The organism is Bacillus andreraoultii, assembly GCF_001244735.1.
GTDB classification, from domain to species: domain Bacteria; phylum Bacillota; class Bacilli; order Bacillales; family Caldibacillaceae; genus Caldifermentibacillus; species Caldifermentibacillus andreraoultii.
In genome coordinates, this window is record NZ_LN868935.1 from 516,924 (window position 1) to 535,889 (window position 18,966).

Genomic DNA, 18,966 nt, shown 5'->3' on the forward strand with positions numbered 1-18,966 from the left:
TATTTAGCACTTGCGCCTTTTCATATCCTCTTCATAGGCAGCCAAAATTCTCTGATATTCTTTTGGGTCATCATTCTCACAGTCCAGTTTTATCACCCGATCGGCAATAGGTTCTAAAGAATCTGGATTGTACCAAGGCTCCTTAATTGTAAGATATGTGATTTTTTTGGTTTTTTGACGTTTAGCCATTTCTTTTAACATCTGAATTTCTTTTTCATTTTTTGTTACACTTTGAATCGGCCATATAATCATAAAGTCAAACGCATAATCATCGTATTTTTCACTATTGCTTTTAGTGGTTAAATTATCAAAGAAAATTGTTAGATTTGATAATTTCATTCCTTGTCCATATTTCTTCGGTACGTTAACCTTATAGAGTTCCGCCCAACGGAAGAAGTTCTCCATTCCATCTTTTGATGTATGAATTAGATTAATCAGCCCTTTCAAATTCCCTTGGGCATTTAAGGCTTTAAGAAGAGCCTGATGCTTTTCCTTGTCAGCAATACCTCGTAGCAATAATGTTTTTTCTGTTTCATTATTCATGAAATCTATAATCTGATCATATGCATTTTTTACGTCGGACATATTTTATCCACCCCTTCACTAATAAAAAATCACTATTGGTTTTTTGAATATACCCAAAATAAAATACTATCTGTTAATCTCAAACAAAACAGCGCGTCTTCAACTGTTGGCAATTCAATAGTATTCTCGTTCCTATGGGTCCCGTAATCAGACATCATAGAGTAAATCATATAAATTGTTTTTGTCTTTGTCAGCTTTCCCTCTTTATTTTCATTGAAAAAATCTGCTAAATCTTCTTTTTTCAGATCTGACTTAAGGGCCCTATCTAAGTCAGCGACTGATGCAGTTGCACTGTCTCCACTAGTGTTAAAGACACCCCTCATCCACTTTGCGAAATTTGTTTTCTATTTCCATGAATTTCTTTGGAAGTTCACCGTTAGCCCGAACATATCCACTCATCGTAAGAAAAAACTCTTCTTCAACAAAATTTAATTCTTTATCAAAGTACAAACAAAATGTGAATTTATCAGAATTGCTTGTCTCTTCGTCAGTCGCTGGAATATTATATTTTTTCCTTAGAATATCAATTACTTCTTGGAAGTTAAAAATGTTGAAATACAACACTAATCCTGATTTCTCAAAATCCTTCTCTGAACTTTTTTGTAGTTGTTCATTTAGAAACTCTAAAAAGAAATTAAACCAATCATTTGGCTTTGTAGTCAATGTGTTTAATTTTTCATCCTTTTTATCTATAGAACCTTCGGACAATTGCTCTATCGTTTATCCAAGCATTTAAAATATCTTCTTTTTTATTCATGATTTTTTTCTCTTCCCCACTTACAGTACATGATTTTATCTATTAGAAATTGATTTTCGCTAATTTGCGATTTATCTCTGCTTTATAAAAATACTCTGTATCAAACTTTCTACCACCGGTGTCCTTTTTTGCCCATGAAAGTATTTCATCATATGCTACATGATTTGGATCATTGATGATATTTAAAAGCTCTTTGTAACCACCTTCACCGTCAATATCTTCAGGCGGACGATAGTGTTTACCATGCATACATATTGGATGTTTCAGTTCTTCATCGAAACCCCCAACTTTCCTCAACAATAATACAATTTCATGTATACATGAATCCAAAAATCATACTCGTATAAAAACTGATTGTACTCTTTTTTATCAATTATTCATCTTTTCTTTACAGATTCTTCTTTTTTCTGTTTCCCCTTCTCTTACCTTTTCCTTATCCGTGTAATGAACCTTCTTTCATTCTAGCTAAAATTTAGTTTCACTACGAAACTCATATTTTTACTTTTATCCTATTATCAATAGTATTTTTGACTATAAGGTGCTGTGAGTTGTAAACATAAAATAACTTCTACCTCTTATGGAGGGGATTATTTTACGTTTAGTTTAATCTACATTTTAAAATTACTATTTTTTGGAGTAAAATATTTCATTTCAAACTGTGAATAGTTATGTACAACCAAGTTTATTGACTTATTAAAATCCCCTTCTGTTTTCCTTTATAGGTCACATCAAAGGCTCCAAACTCTATGAGCTTATTAGCTTCATTTGTTCTTTCTGTTTCCTCTCGAATTAATTTAATATCTTTTTGAGTCAATCCAATATCTAAAATAGAGATTGATGGCATATTATCTACATCCCCATATTTCAAAAGTTATTTGTTACCGATGCTATTTGTTTCACTTCATTATAAAGCTTATCGGTCATATCGTAACATTCAATAAGGGAAAGACCGAGTACTTCAAAAATACGATTAACCTTTTTGGCATATTTTTCTGGCTTATGTTCAAAAGTTTCAAGCAGTTTGATAGCTTTCTTTTCGTTTATACAATAAGCATTATTACATGCAAATAATACTTGATTTAAACATGAAACTATACGAAAAACATGGCCAGCAATATAATATTTATCATCTGTTCCTGCATTTGCTTTTACAAACATTAAAGAGAACTCAGCTTCAAACATAAAGAAGTTTATCAAGCTCTTCTTTAGAGCAGTAGGATAAGTTTCTGCTTTTTTCTTCATTTCATTAAATATGCTATTTTTATTATAAAGTACTTTGCTGATTGCCAATTCTCCACGATACATGGCGCTAATATATCCATGGGGATGCCCCGTCTGATAATTGGTCGTAACAATTCCTTGCTCTGTATCTTTCATTATTTGTTCCACCCGTTTTATATCACGTAAAATCAAGTCAACATGATACCCGTTTATGACTAACCACCCACCGCCATTAACCCAATCACCCCACGATCCGGGAGGTACAACAAGGTTGCTTCTATGCTCATCATCCAACTCTGTAGCAAGTTGATTAATAGCATTCAGGTCAAATGATTCTGAATTGTAATAGATTCCGAAATCTATATCAGAATCCGCTGTATGAGTCCCTCTTGCACGTGAGCCTCCCAATACAATACCTTCTATGCAAGGCAAAGAAGATAATTTTTCTGTCACTGATTGAATAATATTATCTATCATACTGAATTACTCCTTTCAATATCAAAAGCTATATCTCATACCGAGATATGCCTTTTTTGCAATATGTTCCCTATGCTTTACGTATATTTCTATGGAAAGGGAACCTACTTAGCGTTTAGATAAAATCCATAATCTCTTTCACTGGCCCACTTACAATCTATCATACGAAAAGTAAAATAATTATCGGACTAAGTTTAATTTCTTATCTTTGATTTCATAAATCACATCAGCCACATGATCAAGTAACCGTTTGTCATGGGTAATAAACACTATCGTTCCAGCATACTCCTTCATTAGTATTTCCAAGGCCTCTAAGCTTGGTATGTCAAGGAAGTTGCTCGGTTCATCCATTAGTAGGATGTTATATCTACCCATAAGCATTTTAGCTAGCAACAATTTAATAATTTCTCCGCCACTTAAAACAGATGAGCTTTTTCCATTATCGTTTTGTTTAAGCCCCATTGATGCTAGCACTGAACGAATTTCTGAGACACTATAATCACAATCCTCCTGCATAAACTCCAGGACTTTCTGATTGCTGTTGTACTTGTAACGATTTTGTGCAAAATATCCTATTTTTGCCTTAGGTGAAATAGAAATTCCATCTTCATGGTTTAAGATCATCTGGATTAAAGTTGTTTTCCCTGTTCCATTACCACCGATAATTTCAACCTTTGCTCCTAGCAGAATTTGAAAAGATGCATTTTCAAACAATACCTTATCTCCAAATATTTTATTAATTTCCGTACCGACAATAGGATATGGATTGTGAAGCTCCAATGCTTTACTTTGCGGTCAATGCATTCCTCCATACTTAACATGGATTCACCGCCTTTCATATATGTTTTTGGAATATCAATCCCACAGAACCATAGTTACTGTATCTTCCGCATCTCGGGCAAGACAAGGATGCTAATAGCTCAATCTCCTTTAAAAGTTAAACCTTTTTATATTTTTGCTGATTTGATGAAGTCAATAGCCTTTAGATTACCATTCAATTTGCTAACCCGGTTAAGAGCAATAGCCGATCTTTTCTTGGTATTCTGTTCCACACATACCCCTTAAATAGACCCTTGATTAAAAAGACTTCACCTTCATTGCAGTTTTTCAGTTTCTTTGATAGCTTCTTCTAATAGCTCGTTAACATCACTCATGTTGTGCTCTCCTTAAATACTAATACAATTACAGATTGTATATACAAATCAAATACGTTTAATCTTTTTGTTAACAACTGTAAACTATTGTAAATATACTGGCTTTATAAAGCGGTTGTGCTACTCCCCTAAGTTCGCCCGTCCCATGATTTCCTGGACTATCGATGTTTTGGCATCAGCGTAGTTCTGAACATGGCTCCATTTCTTCTTTGCTAAGTCTTGCTTGACTTTTGCATATTTTTCCCTGTCTGCTTCATTAGACCGCAACCAATCTCGAAAGTGTAACATTCTATCAATCTCAGATGTGCCTGAACTAAACACATGCAAGTTGATATCAGTATCAGGCCCTTTGAACAGACGATGCTCGAACCAATCTGGCTCTCGAACCCGTAGTATGTAACCAGCTGCCTCCAAAGCCGGGACATAGGAAGGCTCGTCAGCAGAGTCCTTCACAACCATCAGCATGTCTATAATTGGCTTTGCGCACAGCCCCGGTACTGAGGTTGAGCCCACGTGCTCCAACTGTATTATTTTGTCTCCCAGTATTGAACGAACCCGACTAGCTTCCCGTTCAAATAGTTCTGACCAATGTGGATCATACTCAGTTAGGGTGATAGGAGCATTATGTGGTTTCAACTTATCAACAGTGATCTTCTGAAGATCTTCATCACTCGTATACTGGTTTTCTGTTTCTATTATTGCTCTATCTGACCATTTATTTATGTCACTCATATTGTCCACTCCTTATAATAACAATATCAACAACATTGTTAATGATATTATATATACATTACCAACTTAGTAGATTTGCAAAAGAAAAAAACCGACAACCAAGAGCATGCATCTCCTGATTGACGGTAGGTCACGAAGGGTGTGTTCATAAATCTATTTCAACAACTGATTTGAATTCAACGGTGAGTTTATTATTAAATACTGTAACTTTTTCAATAAGCCGTCTTACTAACTACTAACTATATTCCTCGAACTCGCAGGATTGTTCATTCAGGGAAATCAGCCATTTCAGCGATTTGTTGCCTTTTTCCTTCTCGCTCTGCATTTTCAACCAGTGAATTTTGCTTCAATTCACGGAGGTGGTATATTTCATTAGCCACATCTTCATAGTCATTTTTAGACTTTGCTTGTATAAGAAGCTGTTGCTGTAATTAATTTTAGGCTAAAATTCCATCCAAAAATACACCCTCGATATATTTCCATAAACACACATCAAAGGTTAAATTCGAGTTGTTAGATTTACTTTAATTTTTTGAAACCTAGCATTTATAAGGTTTTCCCGTCTTTACTTTCTTGTTATCAACACCACACACTACATGGACGAGTTGATAGAATTGATGTATTTTCGATTTTCAGCAAGATGGTCGTATGCGGAAACATATCGACTAATTGTACGTTCATGGAAACAAGTCAATTCCATTTTAATAATCATAAGTAAGATTCTTTATTTTTTTACATAAAACATTTAATACTAATTCTTCAGGAAAGTACCTTTTAATCATTTCATCTGTTGTAGTTCCTTGCGGGCACACGATATGACGGGAATATATTTCCGCCCCGTCTTCTAACTCATCTATGATTTCAAAGCAATCTAACAATTTTACATATTGCCAATGAACCGTTTCTTTATCCTGAATTATTCACAGAAATTCAGAAACTTATTATAACTTATGGATTACCAAGCCTTTTCGGCTTTATTGTAATTCATTAAAAAAATGAAAAAAGAATCCATTTCTGTTAAAGTTAAAGTAACCAAAACAAAAACCAAACAGAAAGGACTCTTTATATGGTTACTTTAACGCAAAAAACACTTGATTTCAATCATAAAATTAAATTGTCAAATGATGGAGGTTCTCTTTCCTCCGATACAGGTGAGTTTCTTTTTAGAGAATTCGATGAAAAAATTGGTTTTTCAAAGACTTTAGTTAAGTACTTGAGACTTAACGATTCAAGGAAATATTATCTTCATTCAAATGAAAACTTGTTACGTCAAAAAGTCTATCAAATCATTGCCGGGTATGCGGAAGATGATGCGGCTGATCAGTTGACTCATGATCCTGTGTTTAAGGAAATCATTGAAACTCCAACACTTGCTTCCCAGCCCAGTTTGTCTCGCTTTTATACACGATTTGATAAAGATTCAATTGAACAATTAAATCTGGCTAACCAAGAAATGCTTGATAAGATTCATTGTTTTCGACAATCGAAAGAGTTATTTATCGACTTGGATTCGACTCATTCGGATACATATGGGGACCAAGAATCTTCGTCATATAATACTCATTATGGCACGATGGGTTTTCATCCATTAGTCGCCTTTGATGGTGCGACTGGTGACTTTTTGAAAGCACAACTCCGTCCCGGAAATGTTTATACATCAAATGGTGTGGTGGAATTTATTCGGCCTCTCATTAAACATTATAACGAAATGTTTCCGGAAACTACCCTGTTTCTTCGTGGAGATAGTGGGTTTGCTGTTCCGGGATTATACGATCTGTGTGAAGAAGAATCTGTTTTGTATATTATTCGGTTGAAATCGAATTCACAACTACAAAGTTTAGCGAAGGAATACCATCCTTCTTCCGCACCTTTAGATGTTTCCAAGACGGAAACCTATTATGAAGAAACGATTTACCAAGCAAAATCATGGTCAAAACCAAGAAGGGTGATTATTCAATCGGTACGTCCTGCAGGTGAGCTGTTCTTTACCCATTCCTTTTTTGTTACTAACTTTGAATTAGCTTTTCCTCAAGATATCGTCCGAGCTTATCAAAAAAGAGGGACGATGGAAAACTATATCAAAGAAGCAAAAAATGGCTTTTACTTTGATCATATGAATAGCCACGCTTTTCTAGTGAACGAAGTAAAAATGATGTTAACACTTCTTGCATATAATTTGACCAATTGGTTACGAACTCTTTGTTTTCCGGAAGGTCAAAAAACTATGCAAATTGATACGATACGTACTCGGTTAATTAAAGCGGCAAGTAAAGTCGTGAAATCAGGCAGATCCCTTTACTTCAAACTATCATCGAGTTTTGTGTATCAAAATTTCTTTTGGGATGTACTGAATCGAATTCAAAAACTACAATTGGAATGACCAATAGAATACTTCTCATAACTGAAAAAAATAAATTTTTCAGTCAAGGGGGAAGTATGCCCAAAATACCAGAGTTGTTCTATTGAAAATTCAGTTATTTTATGAATTGGCTACGGTTCTTAATTAAATACCGTTATGTTCAACTAATTTAACAAATTTTATCAAATGGGATTTGTAGCTATGAATATTTCAGGTTTATAAATATTTTCATAAGAGTGTTCGTTTTTATTGCCTAGGTTATGTCCGATTAATTGAGCGCTTTCCTGATTCTTTGCTTTAATAAGGAAGTGCCTTTCTTCGAATATTTCTACTTTCTCTTCTTCCAATCTTTCGTGATCATCAGTCACTTTTTGGCCATTTAACTTGACAGATTTTTACAACAAATTCACAACAAACCATTTACTTTCCAAGTATATTACACCTACCTCCTACTATCCCTTTTATCAAAACGCTTATCGTTTAATAATTTTTAATTTCGGGAAATAGTATCCCTCGGTCAAAATGAATGCAACTTCACTTCCTATTCTTTCTGCACGTAAAACATTATAGGAATAGGAAGCATGATTATTAAAACCTTGAAGTAGGGGAAAAGTGTTTTATTTTCCGCCCATCCATATAAACATTTAATCCATACCCGTAATGAATTACTATTTTTAAATCTTTCTGGCGGTCTGTTCGAAATAGATCATTAAGCCTTTATAACACTTTGTTTTTTAAAAATAATTTATAAACTTATGTAAAATGAAATCGACAAAGCACACTAAACCTCTTTTATAGCTTACAAAAATCTATTTTTTCGATAACAAACTATAAAATACTACTCCAAATTAATGTGTTGGTTTGAAATATAGCCTAGTCTAATTGTTTAAAAACATCTTTGAACTTTGTAATATTAGGCTGATGGAATATGGATTTTAATCCAGGTATAAATGCAAGCGATTGCTTCCTAAAGTACCTACTTAGCACAATCGTAATATAACCAACAGCAGCTACTATATTAATTAATAAAATATTTATCTTCGATTTAAGTACCCCTTGACTTTCTTCTACTATAGAACCTTGATGAAGACCTACATCTGAAGGGAAATCGCTAATCACTGCTTCTATGGCTTTTTCACTATTGAAATAAAGAAATGTTGTGAATATAATATGTAGGGTAAAAGTAATTATCATAAAAAGACTTGTAAGAAACGTAATTTTAACAAATAGTTTAGAAATCTTTAGGCTATTAAACAACTTGGAAATAATAATAATTCCAAGTAAATACCCTAAAGGTAATAAAATAAACAAAACAAACGAAGAACCATCGTAATCTTCATAGATTGCATTTATAACACCTTCCCATTTAAACGCTAGCATAAACACAACAATATAGAAAGATACTGAAAACATTGCAATTAAAATAAACAATATTGTATTTATGATATTGCGTTTAGATGAACTACTTAAAGACAATATTTCCTCACTTTCATTCCTTTTATTTGAAGCATTTTGTAACTTATGTCCACATGAAGGACAAAAATTACTATTTTCATTTAATTTAGAACCACAATTCTCACAAAAAAATCTGGACATCCTTTCATACCCTTTCCTTCTTCTTTTTTCTGTGAAAGGCTTTTTTCATGCACGGGTTGGAGTAGTAGTTCATTGGAGTTTTCTGTTATAGTGCCTATAGCTACTTCTTGATCAATTTTACAAAATCTCTAACTTAAAATGTTTAATCAAATTTCTTTCCAACCAAAGATAATTACAAGCTTATAAACTACTATTCAAATTTAATAATTTACCTCATGCATTTAATGGCCAATCTCTATATTGTTCCTCAGCCTGTTTCATCACAGCATTTGTTATAAATTCAAGCTGCTTTTTAACTTCTCTTACAATTTTGTGAATCAAGTCAGTTATAAATTGATTATCGAAGTCGTCCAATTCCAATGAAGTTATTACCTTGTAAAACTCAATTTCTTCATCAGATAAGCCCAAAGCCTGTCTTTGTTTTGCTTCTTCATCAACTTCCATTTGCATTTGTAGCATCATCCTAACAACGTCAGCAGCTTGGATAATTCTATTATGGTATTATTGGCTGCATCAAATAAATCTCTTTGAAAATCTATGTCTGCCTTAACTGTCATACTTGCTCCTCCTATAAACGATACTTTTATACTATTGATTCTAACATAATTTAGGAACTTTGTACGTTCATAGAAGTTTACAATCACTCAAGCAAAATTTATCTACATCCAATCACAGTGAAAATTCCTTATATGTATTTTTAAAATATAAAATTTTTTCTGGCCCTACCTAGTATTAATTATATGCATAATCCAAGGTAATTTGAGCCCCGGGTATGTCAATCCAAAAGTAAAGATATTAGATGAAAGTCTACTATGTTGAACAAAGCCCTTCGGGTAAAGGAAATCCTTCCTTCTTACACAAATACCCACACTACCCCGCTCTATTTGATTTGAAATTGCTTTTAAAACCTCAAAACCTTCCTCTCATACTTTCCATTGGAGTAGAATTCCCTTATTTCATCTCTCTTAATTTCTTCCACATCTTTTTTGAGAGGAGAAATTACAGCTATTCTATAATCATTTTATAGTACTCGAGAACATTATTTTGGTATGTCAACACTAAACTAAACAAATTTTTTAAGGTGTTCATTTTTATAATCGACTGGACTTAGATAATCAAGTGTTCTATGAATTCGAATGTGATTAAACCAATGTACATAATCAGCTAATTCCACTCTTAATTGATCTAATGATTCAAAAACTTTCCCTTTAACAAACTCTGTCTTAATAATTTTAAACGTAGCTTCGGCAACTGCATTATCATACGGACAACCTTTCATGCTTAATGAACGTTTAATGCCAAACGTTTCAAGAGCTTCATCAATAATCTTGTTTTTAAATTCACGGCCACGATCGGTATGGAACATTTGTATCTGTCTTAAATCAACTTTAATTGTTGATAAAGCATGATACACTAATTCTGCATCCTTATTTGGACCAGCACTAGAACCGATGACTTCCCTATTATAGAGATCAACAAATAAACATATGTAATGCCATTTTTTCTCAACTCTCACATATGTTAAATCGCTAACCACTACTGCAAGTGGATCTTGTTGTTTAAATTCTCTATTTACTTCATTTTTTATTTCAGATTCATTTGTTTTATCTATATGAGGTTTAAATTGAGCAACTGTATATTTTGACACTAAGCCATTATCTTTCATAATTCTACCGATACGTCTTCTTGACACGTCCATACCGCGTTTTTTCAACTCTACCTTTATTTTTCGTGTCCCATAATTTTGGCGACTCTTATGAAAGATATCAATAATGGCAGCGACCAATTCATCTTCTGACTTTTCCTGTTCTTTAGCCTCATAGTAATAGGTACTTCTAGAAACTTGTAGGACATCGCACATTGCTGATATCGAGTATTTGTGCCGGTTACTTTTGATCACATTTACTTTCGTCCTAGTATCAGCGCGGCTTGCTTTAAAATATCATTCTCCAGCAAAAGTCGTTTATTTTCTTTGCGAAGTACAATTAATTCGTTTTCTTCCGGTGTACGATTGTCCTTTTCTTTAAAAGAACCAGAAATTTGACTTTGCTTTATCCATTTATCAAAAGCCGAAAGGGTTAAATCATATTCACTAATAATATCTTTTCTAGGCTTTCCGCTCTCATATAACTTAACCATTTGGGCTTTAAATTCATCGGTAAATGTTCGTCTTTCCCTTTTCATTGTAAAGTCCCTTAACTGAATAAGATGGTAGTAGACTAGCTAAACAGTGGAAATATTTCGAAACTTGACACGGATCCTCTACGGGCATGAGTTCCCAGCCGAGAGGCCAGATGTCACAAACATCGGCATCGCCAATCAAGGCTATCATGCCCGCCCCTCCGGATAAAGTTTCTAGTACCGTTCTTTTATGCTTTTTAGCATTATACCCAATTTTAGCTCTTAGTCTACTTACACCTTAATTTTTCTGTCCAGTTAAGTGTAGCCTATTCAAGATGGCGTGATTAAAATCCACTACAATCTCGCACCTTAAGATAACATTAGGTACAGTTTACACAGCTGTACCTTTCAAAACAAGCTTCACTATCACCTCCACATGCATCGTTTGTGGAAACATATCAACGGGTTGCACTTCGATTGTTTTAAATCCGTTGTTTTCTAAAATTTGGAGGTCTCGGGCGAGTGTTGCCGGGTTACAACTGACGTAGACGACTCGTTTTGGTTTCATTTCTATTATCGTTTCAAGCAATGTTTCAGCACAGCCTTTTCGTGGAGGATCGACGACAATTACATCTGCGTGAATTCCTTCCTTAGCCCAGTTAGGAATAACCGTTTCTGCCTCACCAACAGCAAATTCTACATGATGGATCCCATTCAATTCGGCATTTTTCTTTGCATCCTCAATCGCATCTGGCACAACTTCTACTCCATACACTTTTTTCGCTTTTTGTGCTAGAAATAAAGAAATGGTCCCAATTCCACAATACGCATCAATTACGATTTCTTCACCGGTTAAATTCGCATACTCGAGTGCTTTATCATAAAGAACCTTTGTCTGTACAGGGTTCACTTGATAGAACGACAGCGGAGAAATCATAAACTTCACGTCACCAATATAATCGTAAATCACATCACTCCCCCATAAGACTGTCGTTATATCACCTAAAATAACATTCGTCCGCTTCGAATTTATATTTTGTACAATTGATTTGACATTTGGTAGTGCAGTAACGATTCTATCAATAATCTCCTGTCGATGTGGAAGTTTTTCTGTCTTCGTTATGAGAACAATCATTAACTCGTCTGTTTGTTTCCCGAAGCGAGCCATAATATTTCTTAACACACCTGTATGTTTTTCTTCATGATACGCTTCTATACCGAGCTCATCACAAATTCGTTTTACTACTCGAATGGCCTCGTTAATTGCTTCAATTTGAATGACACTTTCATCTGTATCGATAATTTCGTGGGTACGAGGCTTATAAAATCCCGAGATTAATCGACCATCTTTTTCGCCAACAGGCACTTGGGCTTTATTTCGATAGTGAAATGGCTCATCCATGCCGATAATCGGATGAATTTGTACATCTGTTAATTTTCCAATTCGGGTTAGTGCTTGTGTCACTCGATTTTGTTTAAATTGAAGTTGACCTTCATAAGACATATGTTGAAGTTGGCATCCACCATACTTATTTATCTCCGTTTTTGGGATATCGATTCGATACGGACTTCTTTCCTTCATCTCGATTAATTTTCCATAACCATAATTTTTCTTTACATTAAGTACTTTAATTTGTGCCCGCTCGCCAGGCAGTCCACCTGGTACAAAGATTGGAAAGCTATTAATTTTTGCTACTCCTTGACCTTCATGAGTTAAATCAATAAAGTCAACATCTATGTAATCATTTTTCTTCACTGGTATTTGTTGTTTCATAATTTCCACCTTTATTCGTTTTCTCCATTATATAATCCAGATATAACTATATCAAAGTCCCTAACGAAATAGGAGTTGGCAATATTTTTTCTATAAAAACATAAAGAAATCAGTGGGGTATCTTATTATTCCCACTGATTGATTAATTAAATATCAACTTTATCTTCTGCCCGTAGTTCATTTATCGGAGCAAAAACTTCAAAATGACGATATAAATTTTGAAATTCACATGGTGCAGACCCACCAAGCTCACCGTCAAGATTTATTAACACTTCTTGTGGTGACGAAACTTTAATATGGTTTGCTTTTGTGTAAATGACATTTGGGTCGTTAATATGTTCCCCACGGATAGCCATTGTTACAACGCGAATAAATTCAGCAAGGTTTGTCTTCTTTAAGATTAGCATAGTGAAATAACCGTCATTAATGGATGCATCTGGCGCTAATTTTTCAAAACCACCAACAGAATTCGTTAGTGCTATTAAAAATAACATAGCTTCCCCTTCAAACAATTTTCCATCATACTCCAAGCGAATTTCAGAAGCTTTAATGGACGGTAACATTTCAATCCCTTTTAAATAATATGCTAATTGACCTAACATTGTTTTTAATTTACTCGGTACTTCATACGTTAATTCGGTTAAACGTCCGCCACCAGCAATATTGATAAAATATTTTTCATTCATCCGGCCAATATCAACTGGCACTGTTTGTCCTTGAACAATAATATCGGTTGCTCCAAGAACATCACGAGGAATATGGAGTGCTCTTGCAAAGTCATTCGTCGTCCCAACAGGAATGAGTCCCAATTTCGGGCGATAGGGTTGTTCTGCCATTCCATTGACTACTTCATTTAATGTCCCATCTCCACCAGCAGCAATAACAATATCATATTTTCGTTCGACAGCTATTTTGGCTGCTCTAGTTGCATCTCCTTGTCCAGTTGTTGCGTGACAAGATGTTTCATAGCCAGCTCTTTCTAATTTTTCAAGAACTTCAGGTAAATGTCGCTTGAATAGTTCCCTTCCTGAAGTTGGGTTATAAATAATTCTCGCTCTTTTCATATATCATCATCCATTTATAAGTTTGATTCAACTACTAATCATGATATATGAAACAGTTATACAACGCAAATAAAATCGACTTAAAATTCCTCGATGAACGACCGAGCTAGGGCCTTTTCTCCTTTTTATTGCTATCATTTTTGCATCTCGACTGATTTTTTTAAATACTTGAGTATGATTATTATAGATAGAATTATAGGAAGTGCTCGAATGTCTGCAAGAACCGTATGATTAAACCACATGTACTAAATGAGTGAAGGCTGTTTCCAATCAATCCTACCAATGGAGGACAAATTGCGACCGTTTTCGATAGATGGAAGAGAAGATGCAAAATTAGCTGTAGATGTGAAAGATAAAGCTTGCAACATAATATAGGGCTGTCTAGCCACTCAATCAAGCACGAATAATCGTATTCAATTTCAAAAAAGTTTCGCCCAAATACATACAGGGCCTAGTTTCCTTTAATAAACTAGACCTACATATTCTCTATTATTATTTAAACCTACTACAACTACTTCCCTGTTTTTATATAGATTCTCGGAACACGTTTCCCAATTAAACAAGTTGTCTCATAGTGTATTGTGTTCATTTGTTCTGCTACTTCATCTAAGGAAATGTAACCTTTCTTAGGGTCACCAAAAATAGTCACATAATCATTTTCATTTACATCTTCCACATTCGTCACGTCGATCATAGATTGGTCCATACATACGCGTCCAACAATTGGCACTTTTTTTCCTTTAACCGTAACATGGCCTTTATTTGATAGCGCTCGGGAAAAACCATCGGCATAGCCAATCGGTATCGTTGCAATGAGAGATGTGCAACTTGGTGCATACGTACAACCATAACTTATCGGTTGACTTGCTGCCACTTCTTTTATATAAATAGGTTTTGTTTTTAAACTCATCACTTGTGTTAAATCAATTTTTTCCTCCAAGTGTTCAGCTGGATATAACCCATAAAGACTAATTCCGACTCGAACCATATCCATATGCCATTCTGGAAGTGCGATTGTCGCGGCACTATTACAACAATGTTTAATTGGTATGTTGATTCCATGTTTACCTAAGAAATTTATTACTTCACTAAACTTTTTATATTGTTTATTCGTATAAGTTAAATCAGTATTGTCCGCATCGGCAAAATGTGTAAAGATTCCTTCCACTTCTACATAGTCAGACGTAATCGATTGAATTAAATTTAAAGTCTCTTCTTTATTATTTACGCCAATTCGGGACATACCTGTATCTACTTTTATATGAACTCGTGCTTTCTTTTTGCTTTCTTCTGCAACGCACTGAATGGTATCTAATACATCTCTTGTAAAAACGGTTATTGCAATATCGTTGAGTATAGCTTCTTTGACGGCATTTCTAGGTGTGTAACCGAGAATTAGGATTGGGGCCTTAATACCTGCTTGACGTAGTTCGATTGCCTCATCTAAAAATGCCACAGCTAAATAACTTGCCCCAGCTTCTAGAGCTGCTTTTGCAACTTCAATTGCTCCATGTCCATAACCATCCGCTTTTACAACAGCACAAAATTTAGTTTCCGAATGGATATAATCAAGAAATTTCTTTACATTATGTTGTACGGCATCTAGGGATATTTCAACCCAAGTGTCTCGATAACTACCATGGTTCATTTTGATCCCCCTAATAAGAAGTAAAACAATGTTTAAAATATCATATGGAATTAGTATACGCCCGCAAATAGTAATTGACAACCTCACATAACGTCTCTATTAGTAAATAAATAAGTGCCATCCAAACTCAGATGACACCCTAGGAACTGGACATTATCTCATATGAAATTCATTTGGCACGGCACCAATCCGTAAATTTTTATCTAGTGCTGCAATTTTTTCCATATCTTCTGCAGTTAATTCAAAATCAAATACATGGAAGTTTTCCTCAATGCGTGATGGTGTAACCGATTTTGGTATCGCAATGACACCAGTTTGTAGATGCCAGCGAAGAATGACTTGAGCTGGTGTTTTTCTGTACTTTTCAGCAATTGCTTTAATCGTTTGGTCATTCAAAACATCTTTTCCATTCATTAATGGACTGTACGCTTCAAGAACAATATTATGCTTTTTACAGTAGTCATGAAGCTTTTGTTGTTGGAAATATGGATGGCGTTCTACTTGGTTAACGACTGGAACAACTTCACATTCGCTGAGCAATCTTTCCAAATGCTCAATATCAAAATTACATACACCAATCGCTTTTGCTCGGCCATCTTGATAAATCTTCTCTAACGCTTTGTATGTATCAATATATTGATCAAATTTTGGTGTTGGCCAATGGACTAAATAAAGATCAACGTAATCCAATCCTAAGCGGTCAAGGCTTGCATCAAAAGCTTTTAATGCATTGTCATAACCGTGATCACTGTTCCACACTTTTGTTGTAATGAAAAGCTCTTCACGTGGTACACCACTTTCCTTTAGCGCTTTTCCTACTCCAACTTCATTCTTGTAAATCATTGCTGTATCAATTGAACGATAACCAGCTTCAAGTGCCTTTTTAACGGCAGGAGTTGCTTCTTCGTCCGGAACTTGCCATACACCAAAACCTAATTGTGGCATTTTTAACCCGTTATTTAACGTAATAGATTCCATCTTTATCATCCCCTCCAAATGTTGTCAGTAGTATGATCGCACTGAATGTAGTCTGTAAATTCGTACGCTAAAATTTTTTAACTGCTAATCAAATTCCAACAATCAAACTTACTTCGATATTTTTTCAATGATACTATCTGCTACTTCCTTCCATACTTGTTGATATTCTAAAAAGAATGTTATCATCTTTTTATACATTTCTTTTTGTTTTTCCGTAAAATCGGGAGCTTCCTTCTCAGGTAACTTTGCCCGTTCGTCATCAACGAATTGTTGTACTTCTGGTGCCCGTGGTCCCCAGACAGCAAATTCATTTCCTTCTTCATCTAAAAATATATAAATAGGAATCGATCTTGATGTTCCGTTTGTTAAATATTGATCCATTAATTCAAGATTTTGATCCCGAAGAAGGTAACGAACTTCAATTCCAGCAGCTTCAGCAATTTTCATCAATACTGGATTATTGAGCATCGCGTCCCCACACCAGTCTTCCGTAATAGCAATTGCCCGTAGTTTTCTTGATTGCAACTGATTCATCGTCTCTATCTGTTCCTTGTTTAGTTGAAACCGATTATAAATCGAGAGCATGTTTTCTTGATTTGTCGTCATTTGATCTACATACGCTCTATAATCCATTCCTTTTTCAAACCACTCATTCAACGTTTTCATACCATCACCTCGTTATTTTTATTTGCATTTATATAGATCACTCAAAATACTCCTTATAAAACTCGCTAATTTGATTATACGTAATTTTTCTACCCATTTGAACTAATTTGAATTATCCGTGTAGTATCTGGTCTAGTTAGGATTGAGAATTTCCCCAATTTATAAGCAGTATTTCACCTTTTATAAGCAATTTGCTGCTAGAAATAAATGTTTTCCTCTTGTCTAGGACATATCTGATTGTTTTCACCCCAGTTTTGTCCTTGAGAACCTTTGTCTAGGACAATTCTCTTTGTTTTCACGCCTGCTTTGTCCTTGACAAATCTCGAAAATCGATTCTTACTTGCAAGGAAAAAAGAGACTGTATGATACAATACAGTCCCTCTCGTAAAATATTATCGTTTTTTAATTTCTTCTAATAAAATTTTATTTAGTAATGGCGGGTTGGCTTGTCCTTTTGTCTTTTTCATGATCTGACCAACAAGGAAGCCAATTGCCCGGTCTTTCCCGTTCTTGAAGTCTTCAATTGATTGTGGGTTAGCGTCCAATGCTTCTGTTACATATTTTAATAATGTTGCTTCATCAGATATTTGTACAAGACCCTTCTCTTTAACAATTTTTTCCGGATCTCCACCTTTTTCCACAAGCTCTTTAAATACTTTTTTCGCTAATTTAGAAGATAGTGTCCCATTTTCAATCAACTTGATCATACTAGCAAGGCTTTCCGGTGTTAACGGTAAATCATGTAATTCTTTTTGTACTGCATTCATATGGGCACTTACTTCACCCATAAGCCAGTTGGAAGCTTGTTTCACGTCAGCACCTGCAGCAATGGTTGCTTCAAAGAAATCGGACATTTCTTTAGTTAAAGTTAAAACCATCGCGTCATATGCAGGTAAACCAAGTTCTTCCACATAACGTTTTTTCCGTGCATCTGGTAGTTCAGGTATTGTTGAACGAACGCGTTCTTTCCATTCATCATCAATATATAAATCAACTAAATCTGGTTCTGGGAAATAACGATAGTCATCAGAACCTTCTTTCACCCGCATTAAAATTGTTTCACCTGTTGCTTCATCATAACGACGAGTTTCTTGTAAAACAACACCACCAGATAGAAGTACTTTTTCTTGGCGTTTTATTTCATATTCAAGACCTTTTTTCACAAAATTGAAGGAGTTTAAGTTTTTCAATTCTGTTTTCGTCCCAAACTTTTCTTGGCCGATTGGGCGAATAGATACGTTCGCGTCACAACGTAACGAACCTTCTTCCATCCGAACATCAGAAACACCTGTATATTGAATAATTGATTTTAATTTTTCTAAATAGGCATAAGCTTCTTCTGGTGTACGAATATCTGGTTCAGAAACAATTTCAATTAACCCTGTTCCTTGACGGTTAAAGTCCACTAATGAATAACCATCATTGCCATGAGTTAGTTTCCCAGCATCTTCTTCTAGATGAAGTCGAGTAATACCAATTTTTTTCTTTTTCCCATCAACTTCAATTTCAATCCAACCATGTTCCCCAATCGGTTTATCATATTGAGAAATTTGGTATGCTTTCGGGTTATCTGGGTAGAAGTAGTTTTTACGATCAAATTTTGTTTCCGTTGCAATTTCACAATTTAACGCCATCGCTGCTTTCATTGCGTAATTAACAGCTTCTTTATTTAGGACAGGTAAAACACCCGGGTAACCTAAGTCGATTACATTTGTATTTGTATTTGGCTCAGCTCCGAAATGGGCTGGTGCAGGTGAGAACACTTTCGAATTTGTTTTCAACTCAACGTGCACTTCAAGACCAATAACAGCTTCGAAATTCATTTTTTTCACCC

Annotated in this window: 21 protein-coding genes and 1 pseudogene; 2 read left to right on the forward strand and 20 right to left on the reverse strand. The window is 34.8% G+C overall.

What is annotated here, in order from left to right; all coding sequences use genetic code 11:
- Positions 1-3: 3 nt before the first annotated feature.
- From BN2144_RS02800 to BN2144_RS19450, 10 genes and pseudogenes are all read right to left on the reverse strand, one after another.
- Positions 4-543 (reverse strand): hypothetical protein, encoded by a 540-nt coding sequence (locus BN2144_RS02800; protein ID WP_230199691.1) that lies wholly within the window; start codon positions 541-543, stop codon positions 4-6.
- 74 nt (positions 544-617) lie between these two features.
- The gene (locus BN2144_RS02805; RefSeq protein WP_222860071.1) at positions 618-908 is read right to left on the reverse strand and encodes a hypothetical protein; all 291 of its coding nucleotides are present in this window, start codon (positions 906-908) and stop codon (positions 618-620) included.
- A complete protein-coding gene (locus BN2144_RS02810) occupies positions 892-1,248 on the reverse strand; it encodes a hypothetical protein (RefSeq protein ID WP_139017839.1) in 357 nt (118 codons plus the stop codon). The genes BN2144_RS02805 and BN2144_RS02810 overlap by 17 nt, the downstream gene beginning before the upstream one ends.
- Positions 1,249-1,384: 136 nt before the next feature.
- A complete protein-coding gene (locus BN2144_RS02815; RefSeq protein ID WP_033826819.1) occupies positions 1,385-1,672 on the reverse strand; it encodes an IS1096 element passenger TnpR family protein in 288 nt (95 codons plus the stop codon).
- A gap of 352 nt (positions 1,673-2,024) precedes the next feature.
- Positions 2,025-2,186 (reverse strand): hypothetical protein, encoded by a 162-nt coding sequence (locus tag BN2144_RS19795; RefSeq protein ID WP_154665483.1) that lies wholly within the window; start codon positions 2,184-2,186, stop codon positions 2,025-2,027.
- Between the two features lie 20 nt (positions 2,187-2,206).
- Complete coding sequence (locus BN2144_RS02820) at positions 2,207-3,040, reverse strand: nucleotidyltransferase domain-containing protein (RefSeq protein ID WP_033826820.1); 834 nt, start codon at positions 3,038-3,040, stop codon at positions 2,207-2,209.
- 180 nt (positions 3,041-3,220) lie between these two features.
- A pseudogene (locus BN2144_RS02825) lies at positions 3,221-3,832 on the reverse strand (ATP-binding cassette domain-containing protein); the annotation flags it as partial.
- Positions 3,833-4,034: 202 nt separating this feature from the next.
- A complete protein-coding gene (locus BN2144_RS21105; RefSeq protein WP_425321160.1) occupies positions 4,035-4,151 on the reverse strand; it encodes a DUF1413 domain-containing protein in 117 nt (38 codons plus the stop codon).
- Positions 4,152-4,314: 163 nt separating this feature from the next.
- Positions 4,315-4,926, reverse strand: a complete 612-nt coding sequence (locus tag BN2144_RS02830) for a GrpB family protein (RefSeq protein ID WP_187366955.1) — start codon at positions 4,924-4,926, stop codon at positions 4,315-4,317.
- Between the two features lie 701 nt (positions 4,927-5,627).
- Positions 5,628-5,846: a DUF4288 domain-containing protein gene (locus tag BN2144_RS19450; RefSeq protein WP_082195128.1), complete on the reverse strand. Its 219-nt coding sequence runs from the start codon at positions 5,844-5,846 to the stop codon at positions 5,628-5,630.
- A 146-nt stretch (positions 5,847-5,992) separates the two neighbouring features.
- Between BN2144_RS19450 and BN2144_RS02835 the strand changes: the two genes are divergently transcribed.
- Positions 5,993-7,306, forward strand: coding sequence for an IS1380-like element ISBco1 family transposase (locus tag BN2144_RS02835; RefSeq protein ID WP_017550355.1), 1,314 nt, complete (start codon positions 5,993-5,995; stop codon positions 7,304-7,306).
- Positions 7,307-7,467: 161 nt separating this feature from the next.
- Here BN2144_RS02835 and BN2144_RS02840 read toward each other — a convergent pair whose 3' ends face one another.
- The 6 genes from BN2144_RS02840 to BN2144_RS02870 form a co-directional block, all read right to left on the reverse strand.
- The gene (locus BN2144_RS02840) at positions 7,468-7,632 is read right to left on the reverse strand and encodes a DUF4288 domain-containing protein (RefSeq protein ID WP_187366957.1); all 165 of its coding nucleotides are present in this window, start codon (positions 7,630-7,632) and stop codon (positions 7,468-7,470) included.
- Between the two features lie 526 nt (positions 7,633-8,158).
- Positions 8,159-8,881, reverse strand: a complete 723-nt coding sequence (locus BN2144_RS02845) for a zinc ribbon domain-containing protein (RefSeq protein WP_033826822.1) — start codon at positions 8,879-8,881, stop codon at positions 8,159-8,161.
- Positions 8,882-9,094: 213 nt separating this feature from the next.
- A complete protein-coding gene (locus BN2144_RS02850) occupies positions 9,095-9,331 on the reverse strand; it encodes a type I restriction enzyme endonuclease domain-containing protein (protein WP_033826823.1) in 237 nt (78 codons plus the stop codon).
- A 613-nt stretch (positions 9,332-9,944) separates the two neighbouring features.
- A protein-coding gene (locus BN2144_RS02855) for an IS3 family transposase (protein WP_094763096.1) occupies positions 9,945-11,065 on the reverse strand; the annotation gives its coding sequence in 2 pieces (ribosomal slippage) (positions 9,945-10,819 and positions 10,819-11,065; 1,122 coding nt in all).
- 328 nt (positions 11,066-11,393) lie between these two features.
- A complete protein-coding gene (gene rlmD, locus BN2144_RS02865; protein WP_033826826.1) occupies positions 11,394-12,776 on the reverse strand; it encodes a 23S rRNA (uracil(1939)-C(5))-methyltransferase RlmD in 1,383 nt (460 codons plus the stop codon).
- A 146-nt stretch (positions 12,777-12,922) separates the two neighbouring features.
- Entirely contained in the window at positions 12,923-13,840 is a 918-nt protein-coding gene (locus BN2144_RS02870; RefSeq protein ID WP_033826827.1) for a diacylglycerol kinase, read from the reverse strand.
- Between the two features lie 249 nt (positions 13,841-14,089).
- Here BN2144_RS02870 and BN2144_RS20575 point away from each other — a divergent pair, with 249 nt between their 5' ends.
- Entirely contained in the window at positions 14,090-14,215 is a 126-nt protein-coding gene (locus BN2144_RS20575) for a hypothetical protein (RefSeq protein WP_268258019.1), read from the forward strand.
- 136 nt (positions 14,216-14,351) lie between these two features.
- Here the strand turns inward: BN2144_RS20575 and alr are convergent, their stop codons facing one another.
- The 4 genes from alr to gatB all read right to left on the reverse strand — a co-directional run bounded on the left by alr (position 14,352) and on the right by gatB (position 18,955).
- Positions 14,352-15,488, reverse strand: a complete 1,137-nt coding sequence (gene alr / locus BN2144_RS02875) for an alanine racemase (RefSeq protein ID WP_033826828.1) — start codon at positions 15,486-15,488, stop codon at positions 14,352-14,354.
- 153 nt (positions 15,489-15,641) lie between these two features.
- The gene (locus BN2144_RS02880; protein WP_033826829.1) at positions 15,642-16,466 is read right to left on the reverse strand and encodes an aldo/keto reductase; all 825 of its coding nucleotides are present in this window, start codon (positions 16,464-16,466) and stop codon (positions 15,642-15,644) included.
- A gap of 108 nt (positions 16,467-16,574) precedes the next feature.
- The gene (locus tag BN2144_RS02885) at positions 16,575-17,132 is read right to left on the reverse strand and encodes a thioredoxin family protein (protein WP_033826830.1); all 558 of its coding nucleotides are present in this window, start codon (positions 17,130-17,132) and stop codon (positions 16,575-16,577) included.
- A gap of 392 nt (positions 17,133-17,524) precedes the next feature.
- Positions 17,525-18,955 (reverse strand): Asp-tRNA(Asn)/Glu-tRNA(Gln) amidotransferase subunit GatB, encoded by a 1,431-nt coding sequence (gene gatB, locus BN2144_RS02890; RefSeq protein WP_033826831.1) that lies wholly within the window; start codon positions 18,953-18,955, stop codon positions 17,525-17,527.
- Positions 18,956-18,966: the final 11 nt, after the last annotated feature.

Bases quoted from the DNA above. Each gene is read 5' to 3' on its own strand.
- BN2144_RS02800 (WP_230199691.1), bottom strand. From the start codon at position 543: ATGAATAATGAAACAGAAAAAACATTATTGCTACGAGGTATTGCTGAC.
- BN2144_RS02805 (WP_222860071.1), bottom strand. From the start codon at position 908: ATGAGGGGTGTCTTTAACACTAGTGGAGACAGTGCAACTGCATCAGTC.
- BN2144_RS19795 (WP_154665483.1), bottom strand. From the start codon at position 2,186: ATGCCATCAATCTCTATTTTAGATATTGGATTGACTCAAAAAGATATT.
- BN2144_RS02820 (WP_033826820.1), bottom strand. From the start codon at position 3,040: ATGATAGATAATATTATTCAATCAGTGACAGAAAAATTATCTTCTTTG.
- BN2144_RS02830 (WP_187366955.1), bottom strand. From the start codon at position 4,926: ATGAGTGACATAAATAAATGGTCAGATAGAGCAATAATAGAAACAGAA.
- BN2144_RS02835 (WP_017550355.1), top strand. From the start codon at position 5,993: ATGGTTACTTTAACGCAAAAAACACTTGATTTCAATCATAAAATTAAA.
- BN2144_RS02845 (WP_033826822.1), bottom strand. From the start codon at position 8,881: ATGTCCAGATTTTTTTGTGAGAATTGTGGTTCTAAATTAAATGAAAAT.
- BN2144_RS02850 (WP_033826823.1), bottom strand. From the start codon at position 9,331: ATGCAAATGGAAGTTGATGAAGAAGCAAAACAAAGACAGGCTTTGGGC.
- rlmD (WP_033826826.1), bottom strand. From the start codon at position 12,776: ATGAAACAACAAATACCAGTGAAGAAAAATGATTACATAGATGTTGAC.
- BN2144_RS02870 (WP_033826827.1), bottom strand. From the start codon at position 13,840: ATGAAAAGAGCGAGAATTATTTATAACCCAACTTCAGGAAGGGAACTA.
- BN2144_RS20575 (WP_268258019.1), top strand. From the start codon at position 14,090: ATGAGTGAAGGCTGTTTCCAATCAATCCTACCAATGGAGGACAAATTG.
- alr (WP_033826828.1), bottom strand. From the start codon at position 15,488: ATGAACCATGGTAGTTATCGAGACACTTGGGTTGAAATATCCCTAGAT.
- BN2144_RS02880 (WP_033826829.1), bottom strand. From the start codon at position 16,466: ATGGAATCTATTACGTTAAATAACGGGTTAAAAATGCCACAATTAGGT.
- BN2144_RS02885 (WP_033826830.1), bottom strand. From the start codon at position 17,132: ATGAAAACGTTGAATGAGTGGTTTGAAAAAGGAATGGATTATAGAGCG.
- gatB (WP_033826831.1), bottom strand. From the start codon at position 18,955: ATGAATTTCGAAGCTGTTATTGGTCTTGAAGTGCACGTTGAGTTGAAA.